Below are 21,029 nucleotides of genomic sequence, written 5' to 3' on the forward strand. Positions count from 1 at the left end.
ACGGGGGCGGACAGCCTTACGGCTGGACCATTTTTTCTTCAGAAGGCGGCCTCGAAACCCAGCCGAACGGTCAGCGGGCGCAGCGGCACGGCCTGGGGCTGGGACAGCTGATACGGCGAGCCGATGCCGTAACGAATGCCCGTCACATCCATGGGATTGGAGACGCGCAGGGTGAAGGCGCGGCGGTCGTCGCCCAGCCGCGCCGTCAGGGCCGACAGCAGATAACCGCCCTGCGGCACGTCCAACCCCACGCCGACGCCCAGCCGCGACCGGCCCACATAGCGGAAGTCGGCGCCCAGCCGCAGCGGCAGACCCGCAACCTGTCCGGGCTGATAGTCGAAACTCACTTGTCCGCCGATCGGCGCGACGTTGGGAATATCGCCCTTGCCCCCGCCGATGACGCCGATGCGCGTCGGCGTCAGCTGGCTGTCGTTCAGGAACAGGCCGCCGGAGATGTCCAGTCCGTCCGTGGGCCGCCAGGCGGCCTTCACCGACACGAATTTGATCACGCCGTCGCCGACGTTGTCGGTGACCATGTCGCCGCCCGGCGTGATGATGTCGGCCTGGACATCGCGCCAGTCCATCCACCCGGCGGAGACTTCGCCCGTCAGCCCATGCCAGGCCTCATAGGTCCGCGCCCCCAGCTCCAGCAGGGTGACCCGGTCGCCCTGATAGCGTTCGAAGGCGCCGTTCGCCTCATTGACCCCGGCGGGCCGCACCGCCTGCTCCAGCCGGGCGAAGACGGTGGTTTCCGGCGTCACGTCCCAGCGTGCGGACAGGCTGGGGCTGAGGCGATAGTTGATGCCGTGGTGGTCGCGCTCCTTGCCGCGGAAGTCTGCTGCGACCACCAGAATGTCGTTGTCGATGCGGGTGCCGGACAGGCGCGCGCCGACCGCAAACCGCCAGTTCGGGGCTGGCGCGACCGAGGCTTCTCCAAAGGCCGTGACTTCGGCGAAGGTGCGTTTCAGGTCCGCGCCATAGGCCGGGGTCAGCGTCGTCATGACGGTCTGACGGCGACGTTCGACCGTGGTTTCTCCAAAGGCGATGGCGGCCCCGCCAGACCAGGTCAGGCCCCGCGACGGCGCCATGTCGATCCGCAGTTCGGATGAGGCGCTGGAGGCGGTCTGGGTGCGATCAACGGCGGCGGGATAGATGTCGCCGGTCAGGGTGGCGTCGAACCTTTCATCCAGCCTGTGACGCGACACGCTGGTCGCCGAGGTCAGGCGCGCCGAGCCCAGCCACCGACGCGCGGTGACGCCCGCCAGGGCGATGGTGCTGGAATAGGGTTCGCGCACCCGGCCTGTCTTGAGCAGGCGCGCGCTGTCGACGGCGATCGTCTGGGCGTCTCCGGCCTGAACCTTCTGAGCCACGCCGACCACATCGACGGTCCAGTCGCCATTGGTCCAGCGCAGGGTCCCGCGCGCGCCCGTCGTATCCACGTAATCGGCGTTGCGCAGGCCCAGGGTCGGATTGTCCAGAAAGCCGCCGTCGCGACGGGCATAGGCCACCAGACGTCCCGCCGCCTGTTCCCCAATGGGCTGATTGAGAACGACCGCGACGTCACTGCTGTCGGCGCCGCCCGATGTCGCGCCGCCGCCCAGGATCAGACGGCCTGACGCCTCTTCCAGTTCCGGCGCCGCCGGTTCGATGCGCAGCACGCCGCCGATGGCGCCGACGCCGAAACGGGTGCCTTGCGGGCCTTCAAACACCTCGATGCGGCGGATGTCGACCAGGGCCAGATCCGGGTCGGGCGAGCCGAAGCTGAGGCGCAGATCACCCAGATACTGTCCCACCGTCGCCTGCAGCGGACCGTTCATGGCCGAGTCCGCCAGGCCGCGCACGAACAGCTTGTTGCGGCCTGTGCCCTGGCGCGTGGAATCGACGGTGGCGGTCAGGTCGGCGACCGCATCGCTGGTCGCGGCGCCCTCGAACCTTTCCAGCGCGCCATTGTCGACCGGGGTGCGTCCCGACGCCTGGGACAGGCCGACCGGAGGCGCGGCGGTGACGACGATTTCGCTGAGCTGGGTCGTGACCGGCGTCGGCGTCGGCGTCGGGGTTGAGGGCGGCGGCGTCCGACGGGGCGCGGCCTCGATGCGGTAGGCGTCCTCGCCGATCAGCACAGCGCGCGCGCCCAACGGCTGCAGCAGGCGTTCGAACGCCGCATCGAGCGTCATGCGGCCCCGCAGCTCCGGCGTCCTGCGTCCGCTAAGGTCGATGGCGATGGCCACGTCGACGCCCGCCTGCGCCGCCAGCCGGTTGATGGACTGCGTGGCGGGGCCTGCGCCGACCGAAAAGGTCTGCGGCGCGCCGGCCTGTGCGGCCAGCATTCCTGCAACCACGACAGCCGCGACGCTCACGAGCCCGGTCTCGGCTCCAGCCTCCAGCCCGCGCCTTCATCGACGACAGAGACGTCGAGCAGACGCGACAGACGCCCCCTCTGATCTTCAGGCGCGGCGCGGGTGGTCAGGCTGCCGCTGAACCGGCGGCCCGACAGGGCGGGGGAGACGGTGATGGGCCGGTTCAGCGCTCGCGCCAGATCTTGGGCCACGACGCCCAGGGCCTCGTCGGCATAGGTCAGCCGCCCCTCGCGCCAAGCGGCGACGTCATCGGGCGACAGTGTGCGCCGATCCAGACCGCGCGGGGTCGCGATCACGCTGTCGCCGGGGTTCAGGGTCGCGGTGTCGGCGGGGGCGTCGACGCGCACGCTGCCTTCGGACACCGACACGCGCACCCCGTCCTGCAACTGGGTCACGTCGAAGACGGTGCCCAGGTCGGTCAGGGTGGTCTGGCCCACGACCACCACGAACGGATGGGCGTCGTCATGCACGACGGTGAACAGGGCGCGTCCGCCCTCAAGCCGCACGGCGCGCGGCTTGCGCCGGTCCATCGCCAATCTCGTGCCGCCGTCCAGCGAAACGACCGAGCCGTCGGCCAGGGTCAGGGTATGCTGTTCGCCGGGCGCCGTCTCGACCGTCCACGGCTGGGCGCGCTGGCTGTTTGCGAACCAGACGCCGCCGATGGCCACAGCGGCCAGTGCCGCCGCGACCGCCGCCAGCGATCGACGCGGCAGGCGGCCGATCCCGCCCGGGCGCGGGGCGACGATACGCACGGTCGCGCTCTTCAACGCCTCGACGGCGTCGGCCTCGGCCCCCGCCAGCCGCCAATAGGCCTCGGCGTTTCGACCATCGGCCGCCATCCAGGCGTCCCACGCGTCCCATTGATCGAAGCCGGGATCATTGACCTGAACCAGCCAGTCCAGAGCCTCCCGGTCGACATTTCTTTCTGAAATGGTCATCCCCATGCCCCTAGGACGCCGCGCCTTGCGATTTGCCTCACGGTCTGTCCCCCTCAAGGTCCAGAATTGCCGCATAGGCTCGGCGAAGATGCTTTTCGACGGTGCTCAGACCCATGCCGAACTCCTCGGCGATGCGGCGCTGGGTCAGGCCGTCGATGCGGTGACGACGAAAGATGGCCGCCGCCGGATCCCCCAGATCGGACAGCCGCGCCTCGACCTTGGCCAGCAGTTGCACAGCCATCAGACGGCGTTCGGCCTCGGCGGATGCGACGCTGTCCTGCGGCAGGTTGGCGGGCGTCGACCATTCGGCGTCGCGCGCCGCGGCCCGCCTGGCGCCGCGCTTGCGGTCCAGCACCGCCGTATAGACCATGCGCAGCAGATAGGCGTGGGGACTGGCGACCGGACCGGTGGTTGTTTGCAGTTTCAGCCAGACGTCCTGAACCACATCCTCGGCGTCGCCCCCCACACCCATCCCCTGGGCGCGACGGATCAGGGCCGGGCGCATCTCGTTGAAGACAGCCTCTAACCCAGCAGCCGGAATGTCAGGCGACCCGCTCATCACCTCCGCCATAGCCCTGGCCCGTATCGGGTGGCAACCGTAGCGATCCGTCCGTCCGCCGCCCAGGCTGGCGGCGGACGGTGTTTCACCGCCTCATTGCGCGTAGGGCGGCACGCGCAGGTTCAGACTGATGTCGGCGTTGCGTTCGGCGTACAGGGCGGCCTTCGCCGCATAGGACGGATCGTCCCACGCCCAGGCGGCGCGTTGCAGCACTTCATACATGCCGTCAGTTTCGGCCTTGTTCAGCTCGGGCCAGAGCCACTCCTGTTCGCGACCGGCGTAAGCCGCGACAAAGTCGGCGGCGCCGTGCAGCGACCGCCCGTCCTCGGAGCGATAGTTCCACAGGTCCACGCCGACGCAGCGCGCCTCGTCCGCCAGATCGAAGGCGGCCGTCAGGGTCCAGGTCGTATAGTGCAGCGACCGGGTCCGGGTCAGTTCCTTGGGCAGGCTGCCGTCCGGGTCGATCTGGGCCGCCAGACGCCGGGTCTTGGCGCGTTCGGCCACGGCCTGGGCCGCATCATCCATGCCCGCGAACAGGGCGAAGTGGGTGATCAGGGTGTCGTAGTAGAGGCCGTGGTTGTTCTCTGCGGCCCGCTCCTGACGGCCGATGGTGCTGGTCGCCATCCACTGCACCAGTTCGCCGAACCAGTCCTGAAGCGCCTCGTTCTCTTCCCGCGTCAGGGCGTCGGTGGGCAGCAAAAGGCCCGCCGCCTCGACCACGCGGACCAGGCGGTGGGCGTCGATGACGCCCTCGGCGCGGCCAGACACGCGGCCCGGCACGGCCTGGCCGTGGTTGAAGTTGGGGTTCATCTTGGTGGCGGGATCAAGGAACCACACGCGGATCATCTCGCCCGCCTTGGCGGCGTAGCGGGGATCGCCGGTGAAATAGTGGGCCAGGGCCAGGGCCTGAACATCCTGGCTCATGCCCTCCAGGCTGGAGACGTCGAAGGCCTTGGTGTCCTTCTCGGGGTTGAACTGGCCGTCGCGGCGCACATAGGGCAGGCCGTGCGGCTTGGAGCGATCTGGCCACCAGTAGGGGCCCATGCTCATATAGTCGTGCTTGTCGCCGCTGGCGGGCGTCATGGTCTTGGTGACGACCGTATAGGGTTCGCGCGTCAGGGCAGCGTCGGCGCGGGCTTTCAATGCTGTCCACGCGGGCTGAAGCGAGGCGTCGTCGGAAAGGCGCGACTTGATGGTGGTCAGCCAGTCCGGACGCCACAGAAAGGTGCGGCGGCCGTCGAACGCGGCCGAATATCCGGCCGATCCGTCGCAGACGGGCGCAACAGGGCTCTGGGCGACGGCGGGCAGGGAGGTGCAGGCGACGCCGATGGCCGCAAGCGAGGAGATCAGACGGTTCATGCTGGCAATCCTGGCCGGCCGTCGCGCTGACTGCACGACGGCCGGGCGTTAGGGTCAGTAACGGAAGCGTACGCCGAAGTAATACTGGGTGTTGCCCTCGCTCACCTCGGTGACGGCGTCGTAGCCGGGCTTGTACATGATGTCGCGGGCGTTGGTGACGTTCAGCGCCTGCAGCTTCAGCTGCACATTGCGGTTGATGTTGTAGTTGGCCGACAGGTTCAGGATGCCCGAGCCGCGAACGCTGCGGTTGGTGTTGCTGTTCGGCTTGGAATACTCCGACCGATAGCGGTAGGCGGCGCGCAGTTGCAGGCCCGCGCCCTCCCAGAACACCGAGGCGTTGGCGTTGTGACGTGACAGGCCGCGCAGGCCGGCTGTATCCACATAGGGGCCGACGGCGGACGGGTCGGGGAACTCGAAGTCGGCGTCGGCATAGTTGTAGCCGCCGCTGACGCCCAGGCCTGACCACAGACCGGGCAGCTGGCTGAAGACGGTGCTGCCGGTGATCTCGAACCCGGTCAGCTGGCGCTGCGTCGGATCGTTTGCGGGGGCGACGGCGTTGAAGGTCGTCTCCACGCCATTGGCGATGATCGAGGTGGTGAAGGGCTGGACCGCGTCGAACGAGGCGTTCTTGATCCACTTGTGATAGACTGCGAACGAGAAGGCCGTGTCGCGGTTCAGATAGTATTCGAACGACGCGTCCAGGTTCCAGCTGTCCAGCGGCTTCAGGTTGGGGTTGCCGGTCTGGGAGTTGGCCAGAACGCCCTGCACCGTGGTCGCGGTCGTGTCAGGCTGCGGGTTGATGCCGACATTGAAGTCTTCGATCCCTGCGCGGGCGATGGAGCGCGATGCGCCGAACCGCAGCCGGGTCCTGTCGTTGAGGTCGAAGTTCACGTTGGCGCTGGGCAGCCAGTAGTCATAGTCGCCCGTGCCGCGGATTTCGCTCAGCGTGCCCGGAACGGTGACGATGGTCGCCGCAGAGCCGCCGACGGACGGGGTGACCAGCACCTCTGACCGGTAGCCGCGCGAGTCCACTTCGGTCTTCACATAGCGGACGCCGAAGTTGCCGGTGAAGGGCGTGTTGCGCAGCTCGCCGCCGAAGGTGGTCATCAGATAGACGGCGCTGATCGTCTCCTTGACGTTGATGTCCTCAGGACCGCGCGAGTCCTCCATCAGCGGGTTGGTGTCGCGCCCCGTATAGGCGCGGAACAGGCAGTCGTTGTCGAACGTCGCCCATTTGCGGATGTTCGTCGAGGACTGGGTCATGAACTCCGAAGCCGGGAAGGCCAGGCGGCAGTTCTGGTTGGCCTGGGCCACGATCTGGGCGGCGGTCATGCCGTCACGGGCGATCGGGATGTTGACGTCGCCGTTGTTGGCCAGGTCGGTCTTGCGGGTGTGTTCCGAATAACGGACGCCCGCGTTCAGGCTGCGGAAGAAGCCGGTCTGCGACAGGTCATAGACGCCGTCGAAACGGACCGCCGCCAGTTGATCCTTACGGTCGGTCGCGCGGCGGTAACGGGCGTAGTTGGTGTTGGCTGCTACAGTCGTCGTCAGGAAGGACGATGGATCGGTGATGTCGAAGTTGCCGAAATCAACGGTCGGGACCACGTCGTCAGACGCGTCCAGCGTATAGACCACACGCGTCGGTGACCGCATGTTGGTCGACTTCTGCGTCTCGACACGGTGCGATTCCGAATAGGAGACATCGCCCGACAGGCGCAGCCGGTCACCGTTCCAGCGGGCCGAAAGACCTGCCGCCTTGTACTCTTCTTCGCGCAGGCGGTCCTCGTTCTGGACCTCCACGTTTGAGTTGCCGCGATACGAAATCAGGGCGCCTTCGCTGTATCGACCGCCGTCGCCGATGATGATCGGATCAATGCCGCGCGCCGCCTCGGTGATGGCCAGTTGGTTGCGGTTTTCGAGGCTGGAGCGCTTGGAGTATTGACTGTCGAACAGGAAGTCGAGGCGCTCGGACGGACGCCATTGCAGCGAACCCATGAAGCCGTCGCGCGTCTCCTTGGTCGCGATCTGGCGGAAGGTGCGCGAGGTGGTGGCGAAATACAGCGGCGATTCCGTCGTGCCCGCACGTTGGGCCGCCGTCAGTCTGTCGCGCAGGCCGCAGTTGAAGCTGGTCCCAGCCGCGGTCTGGACAGCCGAGGTGCCGGTGATCACCGTTGGGTTCACCGCATCCGTGTTGCACGGGATGAAGGCCGAGTTTGTGGTGTAGTAGTCTTCCGGCGACGCTTGGTCCTGGTGCTGATAGCCGACGCTCAGGCCGAAGTCGCCCGCGCGGGTGTTCAGCCAGCGGTTGGTCCAGGACAGGTTGGCGCGGTAGCCCATGCCGTCGCGGCCGTGGATGGCGTCATCCTTTTCCTGATAGACGCCGCGATATTCGAACTGCAGGCGGGGTTTGGCTTCCAGCGGTCGGATGGAGCGCAGCTCGATCACGCCGGCGATGCCGCCGTCGACGAAGTCGGCCTGCTGGGTCTTGTACACCAGCACGCCGTTGACCAGTTCGGACGGGAACTGCTGGAACGCCACCGAACGGTCGGGACCAGCGGTGGAGACCTCACGTCCGTTGAAGGTGGAGAAGCTGAGGGTCGGGCCAAGGCCGCGCACCGACAGTTCGTTGGCGTTGCCCTTGAAACGGTCGGCGGTGACCCCTGTCACGCGCTCAAGCGTGTCGCCGACCGAGTTGTCGGGCAGGGAGCCGATCTCGTCATTGATGATGGCGTCGACGATGACCGCCGAGCTGCGTTTGAACTCGATAGAGCTGCGTTGCGTGGCGCGCAGGCCGGTGACGACGACGTCCCCAACGTCGGTCTGATCCTCCTGCGGCGCGGGTTGAGCGGTGGCTGCGGTTTCCTGCGCCAGTGCAGGCGCTGCGACGACTGCGAGCGCCGCGGAGGCCAGCAACACAGTGCGCAGGCGTCTCGTGTGGTTGAACATGGGATCCCCAATCTTGAGCGTTTCCGGTCCGCGCTCGTGGATCGAGCGTCGTATCGTCGCGTAGGCTAGACCGGAAATGACACCGGTGGCAAGATTGGTCGAGCCAGAATCTTTCAGGGCTTTCGGTGCGACGAAAAAGTGAGGCGAAACGAATGGTTAGGAGAATTATTCAGTGTCCGCCACGATCAGCTGCGGCGTCGCCAAGCATCTTGGGAGGTGAGGCGTTCGGGTCTGCCTGGCCGAGTGTGAACGCTATCAGATGGACGCCGGGGAATGCGATTCAGACCTTCGAAAACCGCTTTTCTCTTTCGAGTTTCTTCACGGCGCGCCGCAGTCGTTTCGCATCCCCCGCCACCGGCCTGAACGCTCAGATCCGTCGCTCCGCTGCTTTCAACCGATCAGTCTCTTTTCCTCTGTTCCAAGGACTTCCTATGTCTCGTTCGCCTTTGATGGGTTGCGTGTTCGGTCTGGCGATGGGGGCTGTTCTCGCGGGGGCCGCCAGCGCCCAGGTCGAGCGCGGCGTCCTGTATCAGACAGCTCCGGCCATGAACGCCACCATCGTCAACCGCGTCTCGCCGCAGATGGACGCCCTGCTGGATCAACTGATGACCGAGGGCCGCAGCATGACGCTGGACGGGGTTCGGGTGTTTGAGGCGAACGACAAGTTCCTGCCGGGCAAGATCGCCATCGGTCTGGCCCATGCGGTGATCGAGGCGCCGGAAGGCGACCCGCGCCGCGCCCGCTTTCTGGATGGATTCCGGCGCCTGTCGGAACTGACGCTGGAGGATGCGAACGACAGCTGGGGCATCTATTACTACATGTCCGCCCTGCATCAGCTGAACGAAGCCGGGCTGCTGGGTCAGGCCGTGTCGCCCCAGACGCTGGCGCAATTGCGTCAGAACTTGGATTGGCGGCGGTTCGTGCGTCAGGACGATCTGACCCTGATCAACCTGCCCAACAACTATTACGGCGTAGCCTACAGCATCGCGCGCCTGCGCTATCTGATGGGTTGGGAGGACACGTCCGCCAGCGAAGCCCTGCTGGCCAAGACGCTGGAGCATTTCCGTCAGTACTCTGGTGAGTTCGGCTTCGCCGACGAAACCACGGGAGAGGGGCGTTTCGACCGCTACAGCGTGCTTCTGATCGGAGAAATCGCCCAGCGTTTCATCGAAACCGGTGTCGCCCCGCCGCAGGAGGTCAAGGATTGGCTGCGGCGTTCGGTCGACCTGCTGCTGCCCCGCTTCAACCTGCGTGGCGAGGGATTTGAATATGGCCGCAGCATCGGCGCCTATGGCGAGACCGCCTTCCTTGAGGTGCTGACCGCCGCCGCCTCACTGGACCTGCTGACCGACGAAGAAGAGCGGATGGCCTATGCCTTCTCGTCCCGCATCGCCGCCCGCTATGTCGATTTCTGGCAGGACAGCGGAACGGGCTCGGTGAACCTGTGGGATCATGGGCGGAAGACCGACGACTATCGCGGCAAGCACCGGATTCTGGGTGAGAACATCAGCCTGTCGCACCAGTTGTTCTACACCAACACCCTGTGGAACCAGCGTGGCTATCGCGACCGGGCGCCGGATGCGGGCTATGCGGACTGGCTGAAGACCCTGCCGCGTTCGACGACGACCTGGTTCTCCAAGGGGGCTGAGGACCGGTTGCTGATCACCTATCGCGATGGCGACCGGGTCATCGGCCTGCCGTTGATCAACGGCGGCCCCGGTCAGCATATGAACAACCCATACTTCCCCGTTCCTTATTCGCCGGGCGTTCTGGCTGGGACGGCGAACGAGACCTATCCGCAGTTGCTGCCGCGCGTGACCCTGTCGGACGGAAGCGTGCTTCAGCCCCTGTCGTGGTTCACGAATGTGAAGGTCGAGGTCGTCGGCCAGACCACACGCCTGACCTACACTCTGCCGGCCATGGACAGGATGGGGCGGGATGCGCCGGTCCGCGACGATCGGGTCAGCGCCCGAACTGTCTATGAACTGTCGCCCGGCCGGATCACGCGCCGCGACGAGATCACGGCGCGTCGGGGCGTGACGATACAAAAGGTCGATCTGGAGCTGGGGACCTTCTCGTCCAGCGCCCAGTCGGCGGATCAGGGCGTCGTTTTTGCGCTGGGTGATGTCGCCGCGTTCCAGGGGCAGGGGGTGAGCTGTGAGCCCGCTGCGGCGGACGGCGGCGTCTATCGCACGCCGGTCGGGCCGTTGCGGACAGTCGTGCGGTGTCAGGCGGACAATCCGGGCCGCACATGGACAGGCGGCTGGAGCGTTCAATTTCGCGATAGATGAGGCGGCGGGCAGGGCGGCCTTCTCAGCAGAGAGGCCGCCCAAGCCTTGGATTCATCATGCCTTTCATAACTGCCACATCGATTGAACATTTCCACCCCGCGCCAAGGCGTCGCTTTGACCTGATGGACATGAGACCGTAAGTCTGGGTGAGTCGGACGTGCGGCTTCGCCCGCGTTCGCCGTTCCCATGTTTCCTTTTCGGAGAAGACGACCCGCCACATGTCCGTCAGTCTTCTGCTGTTTGTCATCCTCGCCCTGCCGTTCATCGGCGCCCTGATCGCGTCCGGTCTGCCCCGACATGCGCGGACGTCTGCGGCGATCCTGTCGTGGGTCATCGCCCTGGTCAGCCTGATCTGTCTGGCGGCGCTGTGGCCCCGCTTCCAGGACGGAGAGACGCTGCGGCACGAGATTGAATGGCTGCCGTCTCTGGGCATCAATCTGGTGGTGCGGCTGGACGGGCTGTCGTGGCTGTTCAGCTGTCTGATCCTGGGGATCGGGGCGCTGGTGGTGCTTTATGCGCGCTATTACATGTCGCCGAAGGATCCGGTGCCGCGCTTCTTCTCCTTCCTGCTGGCCTTCATGGGCGCGATGCAGGGGGTCGTGCTGGCGGGCAACATCATCCAGCTGGTGGTGTTCTGGGAGCTGACCAGCCTCTTCTCCTTCCTGCTGATCGGATACTGGCACCAGAACCCGTCGGCGCGCGAAGGTTCGCGCATGGCTCTGACGGTGACGGCGACGGGCGGTCTGGCCCTGCTGGTGTCGATGATCCTGATCGGAAATATCGTCGGCAGCTATGATCTGGACGTGGTTCTGGCCTCACGCGACCTGATCCAGGCCAGCCCCATGTACACGCCCGCCCTTGTGCTGTTGCTGCTGGGGGCCTTCACGAAGAGCGCGCAGTTCCCGTTCCACTTCTGGCTGCCGCGCGCCATGGCCGCGCCCACGCCGGTCAGCGCCTATCTGCACTCGGCGACGATGGTGAAGGCGGGGGTCTTCTTGTTGATCCGCTTCTGGCCGGTCTTTGCGGGCACCGATATCTGGTATCTGCTGGTCGGGGGCGCCGGTCTGGCGACCCTGCTGATCGGGGCCTGGTGCGCCATTTTCCAGCATGATCTGAAGGGGCTGCTGGCCTATTCGACCATCAGCCATCTGGGTCTGATCGTGCTGCTGGTCGGGTTCGGCACGCCGCTGGCCCTGATCGCGGCCATCTTCCATACGGTCAACCACGCCACCTTCAAGGCGTCGCTGTTCATGGCGGCCGGCATCATCGACCATGAGGCCGGGACGCGCGACATGCGCAAGCTGAGCGGCCTGTTCAAATTCATGCCCTTCACCGCGACCCTGGCCATGGTGGCGGCGGCGGCGATGGCGGGCGTCCCGCTGCTGAACGGCTTCCTGTCCAAGGAGATGTTCCTGGCCGAGGCCGTGGCCAACTCGAACGCCAACGCCCTGAGCACGGCCTTGCCCTTCCTGGCGACCCTGGCCAGCGCGTTCAGCGTTCTCTATTCGCTGCGCTTCATTCACAACACCTTCTTCGGTCCGCCGCCGACCGAGCTGGACCGCGTCCCGCATGAGCCGCCCGCATGGATGCGGCGCCCGGTCGAGATTCTGGTCGGCCTGTGTCTGCTGGTCGGGGTTCTGCCCGCCATCACCGTCGGCCCTTTCCTGAGAAGCGCCGCCGTGTCGGTGTTGGGCTTCGAGCTGCCCTATTACAGCCTGGCCCTGTGGCACGGCTTCAACCTGCCGCTGTTTCTCAGCTTGACGGCGCTGGCGGGCGGGGTGCTGCTGTATGTGATCTTCGGCAAGCGCATCAACAACAACCCCCGCGGCGCGCCGTGGGGCTGGCAGAAGCTGAACGGCGGCTGGATGTTCGAGCGCGCCATGACGGGCCTGGCCAAGGGCGCGGCCATGCTGGTGCGGGTGTTCGGCACCGAGCGTCTGCAGCCGCAGTTGCGCGGCATCGTCCTGGTCGCCCTGCTTGCGGGCGCGGTCGCGGGCGTCAGCGCGGGGATCGGCGTCCTGCCAATGGTCGCCGCGCCGGATCTGGCCGATCTGGCCTTTGCAGGCATCTGGCTGGTGGGCGCAGGCTGTGCGGTGGCGGCGGCCTGGCAGGCCAAATATCACCGGCTGGCGGCGGTCGTCCTGATGGGCGGCGCGGGTCTGGCCAGCTGTATTTCATTCGTCTGGCTGTCGGCGCCCGACCTGGCCCTGACCCAGTTGCTGGTCGAGGTGGTGACGACGGTTCTGCTGTTGCTGGGCCTGCGCTGGCTGCCAAAGCGGCTGGAGACCATCCCGGTGCCCGCCGGTCTGGAGCGCCGTTCGCGCCTGCGCCGACGGGTGGACCTGATCATCGCCGGCGCAGTCGGTCTGTCGCTGGCGGTCGTCGCCTATGCGATCATGACCCGCCCGGCGGTCGAGGGGATTTCTCGCTTCTTTGTCGAGCACGCCTACAAGGATGCGGGCGGGCGCAACATCGTCAATGTGATCCTGGTCGACTTCCGCGCCTTCGACACCTTCGGCGAGATCACGGTGCTGGGCATCGTGGGCCTGACCATCTTCGCCCTGCTGCGCCGGTTCCGTCCGGCCAGCGACAGCCTGCCCGAACCCAGCCAGAAGCGGGTGCAGAACAAGTCGGACCGCGACCGCGACAATCGCACCGAGGGCGACACCCTGAAGGAGACCATGCTGATCCCGCGCGTGGTCATGCGCTGGATGTTCCCCTTCATCCTGCTGCTGGCGGCGCATCTGTTCCTGCGCGGGCATGACCTGCCGGGCGGCGGGTTCGCGGCGGGGATCGCCGTCGCCATCGCCTTCGTGCTGCAATACATGGCCTCCGGCGCCCGCTGGGTTGAAGAGCGCCTGACCATCCGACCCATTGTCTGGATCGGTCTGGGCCTGTTGATCTCGGTGGCCAGCGGCGTGGGCGCCTGGGTGTTCGGCCAGCCGTTCCTGACCACATGGTTCCAGTACGCCGACCTGCCGATCCTGGGGCGGGTGCCTCTGGCCAGCGCGGTGGTGTTCGACCTGGGCGTGGTCGTCCTGGTCGTGGGCGCGACGGTGCTGATGCTGGTCGCCCTGGCGCACCAGTCGCTGCGCAAGTCACGACCGCAGGATGAGGAGGGCGCACAATGATGGAGCTTGTGCTCGCGCTGGCGATTGGCGTGCTGGCGGCGTCCGGCGTGTGGCTGCTGCTGCGCCCGCGCACCTTCCAAGTCATCATGGGACTGGCGCTGCTGTCCTATGCGGTCAATCTGTTCATCGTGGCGATGGGACGGCTGCGCACGGGCGCGCCGCCGGTGCTCAAGGGCGATAATATCGACCCAAGCCACTATACCGACCCGACGCCGCAGGCCCTGGTCCTGACCGCCATCGTCATCGGGTTCGCCCTGACGGCCCTGTTCCTGGTGGTGATCCTGGCGGCGCGCGGCATCACCGGCAGCGACCATGTCGACGGCAAGGAGCCTGAGGCATGAGCATCTGGCAGACCCATCTGATCATCGGACCCATCGTCCTGCCCATGGCGGTGGCGGCGGCCATGCTGCTGTTTGACGAGCGCCGCCGCGTGCTCAAGGGCGCGCTCAGCCTGGGGGCCATGGCCGCCATTCTGGTGATGGCGCTGGTGTTGCTGCAGGAAAGCGCGACGGGCGCCACCGGCGGCGGGGACACCGCGCGCGTCTATCGTCTGGCCGACTGGATGGCGCCCTTCGGCATCGTGCTGGTCGCGGACCGGCTGTCGACGCTGATGGTGGCCCTGACCAGCGTGCTGGGAGCCTGTTCGCTGATCTTCGCCCTAGCGCGCTGGGACCGGGCGGGGCCGCGTTTCCACGCCCTGTTCCTGCTGCTGATCATGGGGGTTAACGGCGCCTTCCTGACCGGCGACCTGTTCAACCTGTTCGTCTTCTTCGAGATCATGCTGGCGGCCTCTTACGGCCTGGTGCTGCATGGGTCGGGTGAGCGGCGCATCCGGGCGGGGCTGACCTATATCGCCGTCAACATCACCGCATCCTCACTGTTCCTGATCGGGGTCAGCCTGATCTATGGTGTGACCGGCACGCTGAACATGGCCGATCTGGCTGTGCGCATCCCGCAGATCGCCGCCGACAGCCGGGGCCTGTTCCACATCGGCGCGGCGGTGCTGGGCGTCGCCTTCCTGATCAAGTGCGCCATGTGGCCGTTGGGCTTCTGGCTGACGCCCGCCTATTCGGCGGCCAGCGCGCCCACGGCCGCCGTCTTCGCCATCCTGTCCAAGGTCGGGGTCTATGTGATCATCCGCCTCAGCCTGCTGTTGTTCGGCGAGGGGGCGGGCGTGTCCCACGGCTTCGGCCAGACCTGGATCATGGTCGGGGGACTGGCCACGGTCGCCTTCGGCACGGCGGGTCTGATCGGCTCGCACGACCTGTCCAAGGGGGCGGGGTTCGGCGTCATGGTGTCGTCCGGCACGGTTCTGACCATCGTGGGCCTGGGCGGAACCGAGGCGCTGGGCGGGGCCATCTTCTATCTGGTCGGCTCGACCCTGGCCTGCGGGGCGCTGTTCCTACTGGGCGAGGTGCTGCAGCGGGGCAGGGAGGAGGACGGCCTGCAACTGCGGGCGGTGTTCGATGACGAATACCGCGACCCCTTCCATGACGAGGAGCGCAACGAGCCCGGTCTGGTCATCCCCGGCGCCGTGGCGGCGCTGGGCGGTCTGTTCCTGATCTGCACCCTGATGGTGGCGGGCCTGCCGCCTCTGGCCGGCTTCATCGGCAAGCTGGCCATGATCGACGCCCTGATCAGGGCGGGCGGGACCGCCTCGTGGGTGGTGATCGCCTTCCTGTCCCTGTCCAGTCTGGGCGCGCTGATTGGTCTGACGCGGCTTGGCGTGGGCGCCATCTGGGTGCGTGAAGAAGATGCGCCGCCGCCGGTCGTGGGCGCGGCCGAGTTCACCGCCATCACCGGGCTTCTGGGCGCCTGCGTCCTGCTGGCCGTGTTCGGCGGTTCGGGCCTGCTCTACACCCAGCATACGGCGGAATGGCTGGCCCAGCCGCAGGCCTATGTGCAGGCCGTGTTGGGAGACGGACAATGAGGGCCGTCTTCCCCCATCCCATCCTGTCGCTGGGTCTGTTTGCGGCCTCGCTGCTGATGAGCGCTTCGGTGGCGCCGCCATCCCTGGCCCTGGCGGCCCTGGCGGCGGTCCTGGCCCCGCAGGTGATGCGGGTGCTGAGCGTGGACCGGGTGCGGATCCGCTCGCCCAAGGCTGTTCTGCAGCTTGCCACAGTGGTGGCCGTCGATGTGATCCGCTCGAACTGGGAGGTGGCTTGGGTGATCCTGGGCCGTCGCCGCCATGAGCGTAAGGCCGGCTTCATCCATATTCCGCTGCAGATGCGTGACCGGCATGGTCTGGCGGTTCTGGCCATCATCATCACCAGCACGCCCGGCACCCTGTGGGTCGAATATGAGGCGGCGACCGGCCAACTGCTGCTGCATGTGCTTGATCTGGTTGACGAAGACGAATGGATCGAACTGATCAAGACCCGGTATGAGCGCCGCCTGATGGAGATTTTCGAATGAGCGCGCTGGTGCTCGCCTGGGGTCTGGGGCTGGCCCAGTTGATGCTGGTCGCGGCCATGGCGCTGACGGCATGGCGGATCGCGCGCGGCCCGCGCGCGCAGGACCGCATCCTGGGCATGGACGCGCTTTATCTGAACGCCATGCTGCTGATCGTCGTGTTCGGCATCCGCACCGGCAGCCCGCTCTATTTCGAGGCGGCCCTGATCATCGGCATGCTGGGCTTTGCGGCGACCGTGGCCCTGGCGAAGTTCCTGATGCGCGGCGAGGTGATCGAATGACGGGCGCAGACCTGCCGCTGTGGGCGGCCATTCTGATCGTGACGCTGGCGATCCTGGGGGCGGGGCTGTCGCTGCTGGGCGCTGTGGGCCTGACGACCTTCAGGACCTTTTATGAGCGGGTGCACGCCCCGACGCTGGGCGCGACCCTGGGCATGGTTCTGGTGCTGATCGCCTCCACCGTCTTCTTCACGATCATCGACGGGCGCTTCATGCCGCGCGAGATCCTGATCGGCCTGTTCCTGACCGTGACGACGCCGGTGACCCTGACCCTTCTGGCCCGCGCCGCCATCTTCCGCGACCGCACCGAGGGCAAGAAGAAGGTCCCGGCGACCAAGGAGAAGTCGGCGCAATCCTGAAAGCGTTGCGATGAAAGATGATCGACAGCCGCCGTCGGTCAGCCTAGGTCGGAAACGACCTCTTTTTCATCAGGACGCCCGATGCCCTCCGGATTGATCGCCTTGCTCGATGACGTGGCGGGCATCGCCAAACTGGCGGCGGCGTCGATTGACGATGTCGGGGCGGCGGCTGGCAAGGCCTCGACCAAGGCGGCGGGCGTGGTGGTCGATGATGCGGCGGTGACGCCCCGCTATGTCACCGGCCTGGCCCCCAGTCGCGAACTGCCGATCATCGCCAAGATCGCGATGGGGTCGTTCCGCAACAAGCTGATCATCATCCTGCCGATCGCCCTGCTGCTGACAGCCTTTGCGCCCTGGGCCATCACGCCGATCCTGATGTGCGGCGGGACCTATCTGTGTTTCGAGGGTGCGGAGAAACTGCTGGAGGCGTTTGGCCATGGCGGCCATGCCGAGGCGGCGGTGGTCCAGGGCGACGCCGCCCTGATCGAAAAGACGACCGTGGCGGGGGCGGTGCGGACCGACCTGATCCTGTCCGCCGAGATCATGGCCATTTCCCTGGCCGATGTGGCGCACCAGCCGATCCTGACCCAGGCGGCGGTGCTGGTGGTTGTCGGGGTGCTGATGACCGTCGCCGTCTATGGCGTGGTCGGTCTGATCGTGAAGATGGACGATATCGGCCTGCACCTGGCCAAGCGTGCAGGCGGCGGCGGAATGCGGGCGTTTGGACGCGGTCTGGTCAAGGGCATGCCGGTGGTGCTCAGCGCCCTGTCCGGCATCGGCACGGCGGCCATGCTGTGGGTCGGCGGCGGCATTCTGGTGCACGGCACGCATACGCTGGGTCTGCACTGGCCAGCAGAGCCGCTGGAACACATCGCACATGTCGTCGGCCAGGTATTCGGGCCCCTGCATGGCGTCGTCAGCTGGCTGGTCACCGCCCTGGGTTCGGCGATCATCGGCCTGATCGTGGGCGGGGTCATCGTGCTTCTTGTCCATCAGCTTGGGCGTTTGCGCTCCAAGGAATCGCACTAGGACGGATCGTCACGGGGGGAGGGGGCTGTCACGCGACTGCAATCCCGACCCGCTAAAGCCCGCTGGTCCTTGTCGGAGTTGCTGATGTCCTTGCCGCGTATCGCCGCCCTTGCGGTTCTGGCCGCTGTAGTCTTCGGGGGCGCGGCCAATGCCCAGACAGCGCCCGCGCCGCAGGCTGCGCCTCAGGTTTCGGCGGCGGCCCTGGCCCCGCCCAAGCTGATCGTGACCATCGTCGTCGATCAGTTCAGCGCCAATCTGTTCAACCAGTACCGCAGCCAATACACGGGCGGCCTGCGCCGCATGGCCGATCAGGGGCTGGTGTCCACCAACGGCTATCAGACCCACGGCCTGACCGAGACCTGCCCGGGCCACTCCACCGTATTGACGGGCATGCATCCGACCGAGACGGGCATTCCGGCCAACGACTGGATCGACACCAGGACGGGCAAGGAAATCTACTGTCTGGCCGCGCCGCAAAACCATCTGGCGCATGGTCGTGACGACACCGACAACGGCCCCGTTGGCCCGGACCAACTGCGCGCCACCACCGTCGGCGACTGGCTGAAGGCTGTCAGCCCCAACAGCAAGGTCATGGCCGTGTCAGGCAAGGATCGCGGCGCGATCAATCTGGCCGGTCATCAGGGGCAGGCCTTCTGGTTCACCGACGGCTTCGGCCTGACCACCTTTGTCGAGCCGGGCCAGACGGCGCAGGCCAAACTGGTGCCCGTCGCCGCCTTCAACACCGGCTTCAAGGCCTGGATGGAAGCAAACCCGGTGACCTGGGACTATCAGCGCGATGAGTGCCGCGCTCGGGCCGGCGACTGGACCATTCGCGGCCAGACCTTCCATTCGGTGCTGCCGCCCGCGGGTCTGAAGTTCGACACCTCGCCCCTGCTGGACGAACAGACGCTGAAGGCCGCCGAATACCTGCTGGAGACCCAGCGACTGGGGCAGGGCGCGGCCACGGACATGCTGGGTGTCAGCCTGTCCGGCACCGACCGCATCGGCCATATGTACGGCACCCAGGGGCCGGAGATGTGCGAGCAGATGTATCGTCTGGACACCGCTCTGGGCGCCTTCCTCGACAAGCTGTCTCAGGTTCCGGGCGGGGCTCTGGTGGTGCTGACGGCGGACCATGGCGGTTCGGACTTTGTCGAGCGTCTGCACCAGAACGGCTATCCCGAGGCGCACCGCGTCGACCTGGCGCCGATCGCCGCGATCAACGCCACCCTGCGCCAACGCTTCAATCTGGACGCCAATCCCCTGCAGATGGGCGGCAGCGGCCTGATGGTGGCGGACAAGGAGCGCCGCTCTCTGGCCGATCCGCTACGGACGCAAGTGGCCGAGGCCGCCGTGGAGCTGCTGCGGGCGGTGCCGGACGTGGCCTTCGTCGAGACGCGCGACCGCCTGCTGACCGACCCCCTGCCCGACAGCCGCCAGCCCGAGATGATGACGGTGCGCGAGCGGATGCGTCTGTCGACCCTGCCGGAGCGTTCGCCCGACATCCTGATCGCCTTCGCCCAGGCCGCCAATCTGGGCGGACGGGTCGGCGGCACCCTGGCCGGTCACGGCACCCCGTGGGAGTACGACCGCCGCGTGCCGATCATCTTCTGGTGGCCTGGCGCGCATGGCGAGGAGCGGTTCCTGCCGATCCGCACCATCGACATCGCCCCGACCCTGGCCCATGTCATGGGCGTGCCCGCGCCCAAGGTCGAAGGCCGCTGCATGGACCTGAACGGCTTCGCCGTTTCGGACTGTCCGGCGACGGAATTGACGCCCGCCAGATAAACTCCTGTTTCGGGGTCATAAACTCGTGTTTCCCGGCGGGGTGGCGGCCTTACGCTAAGGAAGTTTCAAAGGCACAAGGGGGCAAATCGCCCATGTCGTCCGCAAGGGTGACACTTGAGAGCTGACAGGAAACGTCCATGAACAGAGCCCGCCGCGCCCGCATCGTCGCGACACTGGGGCCCGCAAGCCGTGCGCCCGGCACCGTCAAAGCCCTGGCCCAGGCCGGGGTGGACGTGTTTCGCCTGAACTTCAGCCACGGCTCGCACGAAGATCACGCCGCCGCCTTCAAGGCGGTGCGCGGGGCCGAAATGGCGTTGCAGCGTCCGCTGGGCATCCTGGCTGACCTGCAGGGGCCGAAACTGCGCCTGGGCCGGTTCAAGGACGTCGAGATCTCGGTCAAGCCGGGCCATCAGATGCGGTTCGACCTGAACCCCGAGCCGGGCGACGAGACGCGGGTGCAGATGCCGCACCCCGAAATCTTCAAGGCCCTGCGCAAGGGCATGCTGCTGCTGCTGGATGACGGCCGGGTGCGTCTGCGCGTCGGCGAACGCACCGACGAATGGGCAGATGTGACGGTCGAAAGCGGCTCCAAACTGTCAGACCGCAAGGGCGTGGCCGTGCCGGAAGCCGTCATTCCGGTGTCGGCTCTGACCCCCAAGGACCGCGAAGACCTGGCCTTTGCATTGCGCCTCGGCGTCGACTGGGTGGCCCTCAGCTTCGTGCAGAAGCCCGAGGACATGGCCGAACTGAAGCGGATCGTGAACGGTCAGGCCGCCTGTCTGGCCAAGATCGAGAAGCCGGCGGCCCTGGCGGATCTGGAAGCCATCCTCGACTATTGCGACGGCGTCATGGTCGCGCGCGGCGATCTGGGCGTCGAACTGGACCCTGAAGACGTGCCGGTGGCGCAGAAACAGATCGTCCGCGCCGCCCGCAATCGCGGCGTGCCGGTGATCGTGGCCACTCAGATGCTGGAATCCATGACCAGCGCCCCGGCCCCGACCCGCGCCGAAGCCACCGACGTGGCCAACGCCGTTTACGAGGGCGCGGACGCCCTGATGCTGTCGGCGGAAACCGCGTCCGGCGACTATCCGCTGGAATCCGTCGGCATCATGAGCCGCATCATCGAACGCGTCGAACGCGACCCGAACTGGCCCAGCCTGATGGGCGCCGAACACGCCGGCATGGATGAGCAGGACGTGGACGCCCTGGTCGGGGCGGCCGCCATGGCCGCCAGCGCCCCGTCGACCGGATGTCTGGTGGTATTCACCACCCTGGGCGGCACGGCGCGACGCATGGCGCGCGAACGTCCGCTGAAGCCGATTCTGGTGCTGACGCCCAATGCGAACACGGCGCGCCGTCTGGCCCTGGTCTGGGGTCTGGAGACGCGGCTGGGCGACCAGCCGGACTCGCTGGAGAACGTCACCGACGACGCGGTGAACAGCGCCATCAAATACGGTCTGGCCGAGCCGGGCCAACGCATTCTGATCCTGGCCGGGACGCCGTTCGGCGCGCCGGGCGCGGCCAACCTGCTGCGTCTGGCCCATGCCCCCGCCGCCAAGTCGAGCGCCCGCAAGAAGTAAGA

Annotated in this window: 15 protein-coding genes; 10 read left to right on the plus strand and 5 right to left on the minus strand. The window is 66.8% G+C overall.

The features are described from left to right. Nucleotides 1-38 precede the first annotated feature (38 nt). The 5 genes from KWG56_RS01505 to KWG56_RS01525 form a co-directional block, all read right to left on the minus strand. Complete coding sequence (locus KWG56_RS01505; RefSeq protein WP_219353462.1) at nt 39-2,357, minus strand: TonB-dependent receptor; 2,319 nt, start codon at nt 2,355-2,357, stop codon at nt 39-41. After that, entirely contained in the window at nt 2,354-3,295 is a 942-nt protein-coding gene (locus KWG56_RS01510) for a FecR family protein (protein WP_219353463.1), read from the minus strand. The genes KWG56_RS01505 and KWG56_RS01510 overlap by 4 nt, the downstream gene beginning before the upstream one ends. A 37-nt stretch (nt 3,296-3,332) precedes the next feature. Next, nucleotides 3,333-3,854, minus strand: coding sequence for an RNA polymerase sigma factor (locus tag KWG56_RS01515; RefSeq protein ID WP_219353464.1), 522 nt, complete (start codon nt 3,852-3,854; stop codon nt 3,333-3,335). Nucleotides 3,855-3,947: 93 nt separating this feature from the next. Beyond that, nucleotides 3,948-5,213, minus strand: a complete 1,266-nt coding sequence (locus KWG56_RS01520) for an alginate lyase family protein (protein ID WP_219353465.1) — start codon at nt 5,211-5,213, stop codon at nt 3,948-3,950. A gap of 54 nt (nt 5,214-5,267) precedes the next feature. Further along, nucleotides 5,268-8,159 (minus strand): TonB-dependent receptor, encoded by a 2,892-nt coding sequence (locus tag KWG56_RS01525; RefSeq protein WP_219353466.1) that lies wholly within the window; start codon nt 8,157-8,159, stop codon nt 5,268-5,270. A 431-nt stretch (nt 8,160-8,590) separates the two neighbouring features. On the opposite strand from KWG56_RS01525, the gene KWG56_RS01530 reads away from it, so the two are divergent. The 10 genes from KWG56_RS01530 (at nt 8,591) to pyk (ending at nt 21,027) form a co-directional block, all read left to right on the plus strand. Next, nucleotides 8,591-10,450 carry a hypothetical protein gene (locus tag KWG56_RS01530; protein WP_219353467.1) on the plus strand — a complete coding sequence of 620 codons (1,860 nt, stop codon included), beginning with the start codon at nt 8,591-8,593 and terminating at the stop codon, nt 10,448-10,450. A gap of 218 nt (nt 10,451-10,668) precedes the next feature. Further along, nucleotides 10,669-13,581 (plus strand): monovalent cation/H+ antiporter subunit A, encoded by a 2,913-nt coding sequence (locus KWG56_RS01535; protein WP_219353468.1) that lies wholly within the window; start codon nt 10,669-10,671, stop codon nt 13,579-13,581. Further along, complete coding sequence (locus tag KWG56_RS01540; protein WP_219353469.1) at nt 13,578-13,922, plus strand: Na+/H+ antiporter subunit C; 345 nt, start codon at nt 13,578-13,580, stop codon at nt 13,920-13,922. The genes KWG56_RS01535 and KWG56_RS01540 overlap by 4 nt, the downstream gene beginning before the upstream one ends. Continuing rightward, nucleotides 13,919-15,511 (plus strand): monovalent cation/H+ antiporter subunit D, encoded by a 1,593-nt coding sequence (locus KWG56_RS01545; protein WP_219353470.1) that lies wholly within the window; start codon nt 13,919-13,921, stop codon nt 15,509-15,511. Before KWG56_RS01540 ends, KWG56_RS01545 begins: the two co-directional genes overlap by 4 nt. Then, nucleotides 15,508-15,996 carry a Na+/H+ antiporter subunit E gene (locus KWG56_RS01550; RefSeq protein ID WP_219353471.1) on the plus strand — a complete coding sequence of 163 codons (489 nt, stop codon included), beginning with the start codon at nt 15,508-15,510 and terminating at the stop codon, nt 15,994-15,996. The genes KWG56_RS01545 and KWG56_RS01550 overlap by 4 nt, the downstream gene beginning before the upstream one ends. Further along, nucleotides 15,993-16,274 (plus strand): K+/H+ antiporter subunit F, encoded by a 282-nt coding sequence (locus tag KWG56_RS01555; protein ID WP_219353472.1) that lies wholly within the window; start codon nt 15,993-15,995, stop codon nt 16,272-16,274. Before KWG56_RS01550 ends, KWG56_RS01555 begins: the two co-directional genes overlap by 4 nt. Continuing rightward, a complete protein-coding gene (gene mnhG, locus KWG56_RS01560; RefSeq protein ID WP_201099053.1) occupies nt 16,271-16,630 on the plus strand; it encodes a monovalent cation/H(+) antiporter subunit G in 360 nt (119 codons plus the stop codon). Before KWG56_RS01555 ends, mnhG begins: the two co-directional genes overlap by 4 nt. 81 nt (nt 16,631-16,711) lie before the next feature. Beyond that, nucleotides 16,712-17,659, plus strand: a complete 948-nt coding sequence (locus KWG56_RS01565; protein WP_219353473.1) for a DUF808 domain-containing protein — start codon at nt 16,712-16,714, stop codon at nt 17,657-17,659. A gap of 84 nt (nt 17,660-17,743) precedes the next feature. Continuing rightward, the gene (locus KWG56_RS01570; protein ID WP_219353474.1) at nt 17,744-19,447 is read left to right on the plus strand and encodes an alkaline phosphatase family protein; all 1,704 of its coding nucleotides are present in this window, start codon (nt 17,744-17,746) and stop codon (nt 19,445-19,447) included. Nucleotides 19,448-19,584: 137 nt separating this feature from the next. After that, nucleotides 19,585-21,027 carry a pyruvate kinase gene (pyk, locus tag KWG56_RS01575; protein WP_219353475.1) on the plus strand — a complete coding sequence of 481 codons (1,443 nt, stop codon included), beginning with the start codon at nt 19,585-19,587 and terminating at the stop codon, nt 21,025-21,027. Nucleotides 21,028-21,029 lie beyond the last annotated feature (2 nt).

Origin of the sequence: Brevundimonas nasdae (assembly GCF_019395145.1) — a bacterium.
In the GTDB taxonomy this organism is placed as follows: Bacteria; Pseudomonadota; Alphaproteobacteria; order Caulobacterales; family Caulobacteraceae; genus Brevundimonas; species Brevundimonas nasdae.